The 8,637-nt window shown below is 62.5% G+C and carries 7 protein-coding genes; all 7 read right to left on the bottom strand.

Features of this window, described 5'->3' with window-relative positions; genetic code table 11:
• Positions 1-201: 201 nt before the first annotated feature.
• Complete coding sequence (tauD, locus tag B9N88_RS14395) at positions 202-1,038, bottom strand: taurine dioxygenase (protein WP_027605157.1); 837 nt, start codon at positions 1,036-1,038, stop codon at positions 202-204.
• 11 nt (positions 1,039-1,049) lie between these two features.
• Positions 1,050-1,886: a taurine ABC transporter permease TauC gene (tauC, locus tag B9N88_RS14390; RefSeq protein ID WP_027605156.1), complete on the bottom strand. Its 837-nt coding sequence runs from the start codon at positions 1,884-1,886 to the stop codon at positions 1,050-1,052.
• Positions 1,883-2,662 (bottom strand): taurine ABC transporter ATP-binding subunit, encoded by a 780-nt coding sequence (gene tauB, locus B9N88_RS14385; RefSeq protein WP_027605155.1) that lies wholly within the window; start codon positions 2,660-2,662, stop codon positions 1,883-1,885. The genes tauC and tauB overlap by 4 nt, the downstream gene beginning before the upstream one ends.
• An 18-nt stretch (positions 2,663-2,680) precedes the next feature.
• Entirely contained in the window at positions 2,681-3,658 is a 978-nt protein-coding gene (tauA, locus tag B9N88_RS14380; RefSeq protein ID WP_027605154.1) for a taurine ABC transporter substrate-binding protein, read from the bottom strand.
• 189 nt (positions 3,659-3,847) lie between these two features.
• A complete protein-coding gene (gene gshA / locus B9N88_RS14375) occupies positions 3,848-5,431 on the bottom strand; it encodes a glutamate--cysteine ligase (protein ID WP_027605153.1) in 1,584 nt (527 codons plus the stop codon).
• Positions 5,432-5,645: 214 nt separating this feature from the next.
• Positions 5,646-6,029: a PaaI family thioesterase gene (locus B9N88_RS14370; protein WP_051429334.1), complete on the bottom strand. Its 384-nt coding sequence runs from the start codon at positions 6,027-6,029 to the stop codon at positions 5,646-5,648.
• Positions 6,029-8,365: a Tex family protein gene (locus B9N88_RS14365; RefSeq protein WP_027605152.1), complete on the bottom strand. Its 2,337-nt coding sequence runs from the start codon at positions 8,363-8,365 to the stop codon at positions 6,029-6,031. Before B9N88_RS14365 ends, B9N88_RS14370 begins: the two co-directional genes overlap by 1 nt.
• Positions 8,366-8,637: the final 272 nt, after the last annotated feature.

Genomic DNA, 8,637 nt, shown 5'->3' with positions numbered 1-8,637 from the left:
CTTTTAGTGAAGTTGCCAGAAAGCCAATCAGCTACCAGCTTGATTCTTTGATTCATGGGGGACTCTTGGTTCCAGGGCATGATCAGTTACCTCCTGATCATGCGTATTAGCCTGTAAACCATGTCCCCGGTTAGAAATGTAAACGATGTCCCCGGTTTGTACCGGGGCAAGCCCCCTCCCACATTTGATTTGCAGTGTGGTTTAGAACGGCACATCCCCAAGAATCGTCGCCCGATGCATCACTCGCCGTTGCGGCCGGTAGTCATCCACCGCGTAATGCTGGGTCACGCGGTTATCCCAGAACGCCACGTCGTTCTCCTGCCAGCGCCAGCGGAGGGTGAATTCCGGGCGTGTCGCGTGGGCGAACAGCAGCTTGAGGATCGCCTCGCTTTCCGCCGGTTCCAGTTCATTGATCCTGGTGGTAAACCCATCACTGACAAACAGCGACTTACGCCCGCTCACCGGATGCGTGCGCACGACCGGGTGCGACAGCGGTGGGTTTTTCCTGCGGGTTTCTTCCCAGCGCGCCAGGTCTTCGGCGCTGTTGCCAAAGCGTTCCAGCGGAAAGGATTTGGTGAAGTCGTGGGTAGCCGTCAGCCCATCGAGCAACCGCTTCAACGGCTCGGACAGCGCCTCGTACGCCGCGATGCCACTGGCCCACAGCGTATCGCCACCGTACGCCGGCAGCAGCTTGGCACTCAGCACCGCGCCGAGGGCCGGGGTGGGCAGAAAGGTCACATCGGTGTGCCATACGGCGTTGTCGCGCACGTCGGTGACGGCGGTGTCGAGGATCAGCACTTCGGGCTGTTCCGGCACGTTGGGGTAGATCGGATGGATGTGCAGGTCACCGAAGTTCGCCGCGAACCGCACCTGTTGCGGCGGGGTGATCGGCTGGCCACGGAAGAACAGCACCGAATGGCTGAGCAACGCCTGTTCGATGGCATCGCGGTGTTCGGTGCTCAGCGGCTGGGTAATATCGACGCCACTGATCTGGGCGCCCAGGGCGGTGCTCAAGGGGGTAACGGTCAGGCTGCTCATGCTGTTCTCACTCAATGTGCCTGGCCATGCCAAGGCACTAACTTACGCTGCAGGGCGCGCAGGCCCATTTCCATGGCGAAGGCGATCAGGGCGATCACCAGGATCCCCAGCACCACCACATCGGTCACCAGGAACTGCGCCGCCGACTGCACCATGAAACCCAGGCCGCTGGTGGCCGCGATCAGTTCGGCGGCGACCAGGGTCGACCAGCCCACACCCAGGCCGATGCGCACCCCGGTGAGGATGTCGGGCAGGGCGCTCGGCAAGATCACATGGCGAATCAGCTGCGCACGGGTGGCGCCCAACGACTGCGCCGCCCGCAGCTTGGCCGGGTCGACGGTGCGTACGCCGGTCGCGGTGGCGATGGCGATCGGCGCAAAGATCGCCAGGTAAATCAGCAGCACCTTGGACAGCTCGCCGATACCGCACCAGATCACGATCAACGGCAGGTAAGCCAGGGGCGGAATCGGCCGGTAAAACTCGATCAGCGGGTCGAGAATGCCGCGGGCGATGCGGTTGGCGCCGATGGCAATGCCTACCGGCACGGCGGTCAGCACCGCGAAGCCCAGGCCCAGGCCGATCCGGCTGAGGCTCGCGCCCAGGTGCTGCCACAAGGTGGAATCCATATAGCCCGTGGTCGCCAGCAGCCAGCCTTTTTGCAGCACGGCCGAGGGCGGTGGCAGGAACAACGGTTCGATCAGGCCGGTGGCGGTGACGGCCCACCAGAGGGCCAGCAAGGCCACCAGGGTCAACAGGCTGATCCAGCGTGTACTCAGGCTGCGACGCACAGGAATGACCGCGTGCGCCACCGGCTTGGCAGCGGTGGCGGGGAGTTCGTAGCTGCTCATGCGTACACCTGCCGTTGCGAGAACACTTTGCCCAGCACGTGTTCGCGGGTTTCGATAAAGCGCGGGTCGGACTTGATCGCCCGCGCCGACTCACCGGCCGCATAGCGCTGGCCGAAGTCCAGGTGCAGGCGTTCGACGATCTGGCCCGGGTTGGGCGCCAGCAGGATCAGGTCGGTGGCGAGGAACACCGCTTCTTCGATGTCATGGGTAATCAGGAACACCGGCTTGGCCGTGCGCCGCCAGACTTGCAGCAACAGTTCCTGCATCTGCTCACGGGTGAAGGCATCGAGGGCGCCGAAGGGTTCGTCCATCAGCAGCACGCGCGGGTCGGCGGCCAGCGCTCGCGCCAGGCCGACACGCTGTTTCTGGCCGCCAGAAAGCTGCCAGATACGGCGGCTGTCGAAGCCGGCAAGGTCAACCAGGGCGAGCATTTCCCGGGCGCGTACTTCACGCTGCGCCTTGGGCACGCCGGCCAGTTCCAGGCCGAAACCGACATTGGCCAACACGTCCTGCCAGGGCAGCAGGGCGTCGTCCTGGAACACCACGCCGCGTTCGGCACTGGGGCCTTTGACCGGCACGCCATCGAGGGTGATGCGCCCGGCGGACGGCTCGACAAAGCCGGCAATCAGGTTCAACAGCGAAGTCTTGCCACTGCCGGACGGGCCGAGGGCCACCAGCAATTGCTGGGGCCCCAGGTCGAGTGAAATGTCGGACAGTACCGGTTCTGTGGCGCCTGGGTACTGTGCGCTGATGCGCTCCAGTTGTAGCAAGGCCATCGCGATGAACTCCTTGAATCAGTTAGTGATGAACTTGGCGCTGACGTAAGGGGCATAGTCCGGCAGCACGGCGTCGACCTTGCCTTGTTCCTTGAGGAACGCAGCGGTATCGGTCACGGCCTTGGTGGTCGGTGCGCCCAGCAGGGTCACCTGGTCAGCGGCCAGCGGGTAGACGTTGCCTTGCAGCAGCAGCGGGATGTCGCTGGCCTTGGCGCCGGAGAGTTTCACCAGTTTGTCGACGTTGCCTGTGTCGGCGAGCCAGGCTTGTGGGTCTTTGCGGTAGGCGGCGTAGGCATCCAGGGTGACTTTGGCGAAGGCGGTGACGATTTCCGGGTGCTTCTGCGCGAAGTCCTTGCGCACGATCCAGGCATCGAAGGTCGGCGCGCCGAACTTGGCCAGCTCGCCGGAGGTGATCAGCACCTTGCCGTTTTCCTTGGCCACGCCCAGGGCCGGGTCCCATACGTAGGTAGCGTCGATGTCACCGCGCTTCCAGGCCGCGATGATCGCTGGCGGTGCGAGGTTGAGGATGGTGACTTTCGATGGGTCGATGTTCCAGTGCTTCAGCGCGGCCAGCAGGCTGTAGTGGCCGGTGGAAACGAAGGGTACGGCGACTTTCTTGCCGATCAGGTCCTGGGGACTGTTGATCCCGGAACCATTGCGCGCCACCAGGGCTTCGGCACCGCCGATCTGGGTGGCAACCAGGAAGGTTTCCACCGGCACCTTGCGGGTGATCGCAGCGGTCAGTGGGCTGGAACCGAGGTAGCCGATCTGCACGTCGCCGGAGGCGATGGCGGCGATGATGTCGGCACCATTGTCGAATTTGCGCCAGTCGATCTTGGCGTTGGTGGCTTTTTCATATGCGCCGTCGGCCTGGGCGACTTTGGCCGGGTCTACGGTGGTCTGGTAAGCGATGGTTACATCCGCCGCCTGGGCAAACAGGCTGGCACCGGCCAGGGACAACGCGGCCAGGAGGCGCAGAGGGGTTAACAGTTTCAAGGGGAAGCTCCTCAATCAGGCGGCCGAGGGTCGGCGTGTGAGGAGACTAAATGATCTAAGAATCCGAAAATAAATAACATTTTCGAATTAGCTTATGGGCGAAAGGTTGAAGCGAATCTTGAGCTTGATGAGGGCAAATGTGGGAGGGGGCAAGCCCCCTCTCACATTTTGAGCCGGGTTCGGCTTCAGTTAGTTGCTGATGGCCAGAATGCTCGCCTGGTACGAGCCGACAAACACATCAAAATCGCCCACTTCGTTCTGCTCCAGTTCCGCCTGCTGCGCCAGCGACGTGCGCGCCAGCTCTTCAAAGCGTGCCTGCTCTTCAGCCGGCAACGGCTCGCGGCGGAAGTACTCGGCGTGCACCTCGCTCTGATGCAGGGAGAACTGCGCGAAACTCTCTTTGCGCTCGGCCATCGCCGCCAGTACCTGCGCCGAAGGGGTCAGGGACGGGTCCTTGACCTTGGCCAGTTGGGCGTCCAGTGCCTGGCTGTGTTCGGTGATGCCGTGGCTTTCATCCAGCAGCGCAGCCAGCGGGGCAATCTTCTCCAGCAGCTCGGTGGCCCATTCCTTCATGTCCACGGCCTGGCCCTTGCGCTGCAATTGCAGGCCCGGGCGCCGGCCTTCCTTGACCACGCTGAGGAAGTTGGACGTGGCGTTGCCGCACTCGTTATCGGCGAACAGTGGGCTGTCGTTCAGCGCGCAGTACAGCAGGAAGGCGTCGAGGAAACGCGACTCCGGCAGGTCGATGCCCATCGGCAGGAACGGGTTGATGTCCAGGCAGCGCACTTCGATGTACTGGATGCCACGGGCCATCAGCGCCTGGATCGGCCGCTCGCCGGTGTAGGTCACGCGCTTGGGGCGGATGTTGGAGTAGTACTCGTTTTCGATCTGCAGGATGTTGGTGTTGAGCTGTACCCACTCACCGTCCTTGTGGGTGCCGACTTCGACATAGGGCGCATAGGGCGTTGCCACCGCTTCGCGCAGGCTGTCGGTGTAGCTGGCCAGGTCGTTGTAGCACGGCGTCAGGCCGGCCTGGGCGTTGCTCTGGTAACCCAGGTCGCTCATGCGCAGGCTGGTGGCGTACGGCAGGTACAGGGTGTCGGCGTCGAGCACTTCCAATTGGTGCGAGCGCCCCCTCAGGAAACCCGCGTCCAAGGCCGGCGATGCGCCGAACAGGTACATCAGCAGCCAGCTGTAGCGGCGGAAGTTGCGTATCAGCGCGATATAGGCCGTGGACTGATAGTCGCGGTCGGTGCCGACGAAGCCTTCAGTCTCCTTGAGCAGCGGCCACAGCTGTTCCGGCAGGGAAAAGTTGTAGTGGATGCCCGCGATGCACTGCATGGTCTTGCCGTAACGCAGGGCCAGGCCCTTGCGGTACACGTACTTGAGCTGTCCGATATTGGAGGTGCCGTAGTAGGCAATCGGAATGTCTTCCTCGGCCGGCAACGGGCACGGCATCGAGGGGCTCCACAGGTATTCGCTGCCGAGCTTGGTGTAGGCAAAGCGGTGGATCTTGTCCAGGCTGCTCAAGGTATCGGCCGGGTTGGGCAGGGCCGGAGTGATGAACTCCAGCAGCGATTCCGAGTAGTCGGTGGTGATCTGTTCATGGGTCAACGCGGCGCCCAGGGCTTCGGGGTGCGGCGTTTGCGCCAGGCGACCCTCACCGGTGACACGTAGGCATTCACGCTCGATGCCGTGCAAGCACTGCTCTAGCAGGGAGAGGTGTTCGCGCTTGCCGAGCAGGGCCAGGCGGCGGTTGAGAAGTTCGCTCAAGTTGGATTCCTTCACGCGTCAGTCGCCCCAATATGGGGGTGGGCAGGACGGTCTACAAGGGTGAAGTTAAAACTGGCGTGATCGCCTGGTTTTGAGTCGATTTGACCCGCGTTAAAAAAGCCTACTTCACTCCATGAATTGGGCTATAGCGCAGCAAGAAAATTCCGACGCTGTTATCGCAGCGCCGAAATTAACTCAAATCGGGGGCGGGGAGCTATAGGACAGCGAACGTGCCCTGTGCTTTTGCGACAAGTCTTTCGTCCTGATACACATCGGCCTCGACCACCAGCGTGCGCCGGCCGGCGTGAATCACGTGGCTGGTGCACAGCACATCGCCGTCTTCCACGGCGCGGATGTAGTTGATCTTGCATTCGATGGTCGCGCTCTGCTGGTCAAACCCATGGGCGCTGGAGCAGGCCAGCCCCATGGTGATGTCCACCAGACTGAAAATCGCCCCGCCATGGAGCTTGCCCGCGCGGTTGCGCAGGTGCGGCTCCAGGGTCAGGGCCACCTCGGCAACGCCTTCTTCGAGGCGTTGCAGGCGGCAGCCGATCAGTTCGCTGAACGCGCTCTGGGTCAAACCGGCGGGGATTTCCATCAGCGTTTCTTCAACTGCTTGGCGTTGGCGAACAGCGAGGCCATGGCGTTGTTGCTTGGCGCTGCGGTGGCGGTTTCCTTGCGCGGTTGACTGTTTTCAGAGCGGTTCTGCGACTGGCGCGGTGCCGAGCCAGGACGTGCACCACGGGCGCCGTCGATTTTTTCGCCGGGGGTGTCGCCCATGCGCATCGACAGGCCAACGCGTTTGCGCGGGATGTCGACTTCCATGACCTTGACCTTGACCACATCACCGGCTTTCACCGCTTCGCGCGGATCCTTGATGAACTTCTCCGAAAGCGCAGAGATGTGCACCAAACCGTCCTGATGCACGCCGATGTCCACAAACGCGCCGAAGTTGGTCACGTTGGTGACCACGCCTTCGAGGATCATGCCCAGTTGCAGGTCCTTGAGGTCTTCGACGCCGTCCTGGAACTCGGCGGTCTTGAACTCGGGACGCGGGTCGCGGCCAGGTTTTTCCAGCTCTTGCAGGATGTCGGTGATGGTCGGAACGCCGAAGGTTTCGTCGGTGTACTTCTTTGGATCCAGGCGCTTGAGGAATGCGGCGTCGCCGATCAGCGAGCGGATATCGCGGTCGGTCTCGGCGGCGATACGTTGCACCAACGGATAGGCTTCCGGGTGAACGGCTGACGAATCCAGCGGGTTGTCGCCGTTCATCACGCGCAGGAAGCCGGCGGCTTGCTCGAAGGTTTTTTCACCCAGGCGGGCGACTTTTTTCAGCGCGGCGCGGGTTTTGAACGCACCGTTTTCGTCGCGGTGAGTGACGATGTTCTGCGCCAGGGTGGCATTGAGGCCGGAGATACGCGCCAGCAGCGCCACGGAGGCGGTGTTCACGTCCACGCCCACGGCGTTTACGCAGTCTTCGACTACCGCATCCAGGCCGCGTGCCAGTTTCAGCTGCGACACGTCGTGCTGGTACTGGCCGACACCGATGGATTTAGGATCGATTTTCACCAGCTCTGCCAGCGGATCCTGCAGGCGACGGGCGATGGACACCGCGCCACGGATCGACACGTCGAGGTCCGGGAATTCCTTGGAGGCCAGTTCCGATGCCGAGTACACCGAAGCACCGGCTTCGGAGACCATCACCTTGGTCATCTTCATGGCTGGGTACTTCTTGATCAGTTCGGCGGCCAGCTTGTCGGTTTCACGGCTGGCAGTGCCGTTGCCGATGGCGATCAGGTCCACCGCATGCTTGGCGCACAGGGCGGCCAGGATGGCGAGGGTCTGGTCCCACTTGTTGTGCGGAACGTGTGGGTACACGGTGGCGTGGTCCAGCAGCTTGCCGGTGGCATCGACCACGGCGACCTTGCAGCCGGTGCGCAGGCCCGGGTCGAGGCCCAGGGTGGCACGTGGACCGGCCGGGGCGGCCAGCAGCAGGTCGTGCAGGTTGTGGGCGAAGACGTTGATCGCCTCGGTTTCGGCGCCGTCGCGCAACTCGCCGAGCAGGTCGGTTTCCAGGTGGGTGTAGAGCTTGACCTTCCAGGTCCAGCGCACGACTTCACCGAGCCACTTGTCCGCAGGACGATTCTGATTCTGGATGCCGAATTGTTGGCCGATCATGCCTTCACACGGGTGCATGGTGCCCGGCAGTTCGTCGCCGACTTTCAGCGCAGAGCTGAGAATGCCTTCGTTGCGGCCACGGAAAATCGCCAGCGCACGGTGGGACGGCATGCTTTTCAGCGGTTCGTCGTGTTCGAAGTAGTCGCGGAACTTGGCGCCTTCTTCCTCTTTGCCGGCGATGACGCGGGCGCTGAGGGTGGCTTCCTGTTTCAGGTAGTTGCGCAGTTTTTCCAGCAGGTTGGCGTCTTCGGCGAAGCGCTCCATCAGGATGTACTTGGCGCCTTCGAGGGCGGCCTTGACGTCGGCAACGCCTTTTTCGGTGTTGATGAAGCGCGCGGCTTCGGTCTCCGGGGTCAGCGACGGGTCGTTGAACAGGCCGTCGGCCAGTTCGCCCAGGCCGGCTTCCAGGGCAATCTGGCCCTTGGTGCGGCGCTTCTGTTTGTACGGCAGGTAAAGGTCTTCGAGGCGGGTCTTGGTGTCGGCGAGCTTGATGTCGCGTTCAAGCTGAGGCGTCAGCTTGCCCTGTTCCTCGATGCTGGCGAGGATGCTGATACGCCGTTCGTCGAGTTCTCGCAGGTAGCGCAGGCGTTCTTCAAGGTGCCGCAGCTGGATGTCGTCGAGGCTGCCGGTCACTTCTTTCCGGTAACGGGCGATGAAGGGCACCGTGGAGCCTTCATCCAGTAGAGCGACGGCCGCTTCGACCTGTTGTGGGCGTACGCCGAGTTCTTCGGCGATGCGGCTGTTGATGCTGTCCATAAAACCACCTGAAATTCTGAAAAGCAGCCCGCAGGCCCGGAAAACAAGGCCTTGCGCGGCTGGTTGAGCGGCCCGACCGGCGCCGCTACCTGGGTCAAGAGGCAGCCTATTGACCCTCGAAATCGAAAAAATCACGACAAGCGGGGAAAAAAAGCCCGGCAGTAAACGGCAACGATCTGACGTTGCCCTGCACGAAGGCGCCGCATTATAACCAGCGTTCTGCCCTTGGGGGGTACTGCGCCAGTGGTTGGAAGGCGAGGGTTCGCTGGCAG

The sequence above is a fragment of the Pseudomonas sp. LAMO17WK12:I1 genome, assembly GCF_900177315.1.
In the GTDB taxonomy this organism is placed as follows: domain Bacteria; phylum Pseudomonadota; class Gammaproteobacteria; order Pseudomonadales; family Pseudomonadaceae; genus Aquipseudomonas; species Aquipseudomonas marginalis.
The sequence above is the reverse complement of the archived record's forward strand: the minus strand, read 5'-3'. Positions and strand labels throughout refer to the sequence as shown.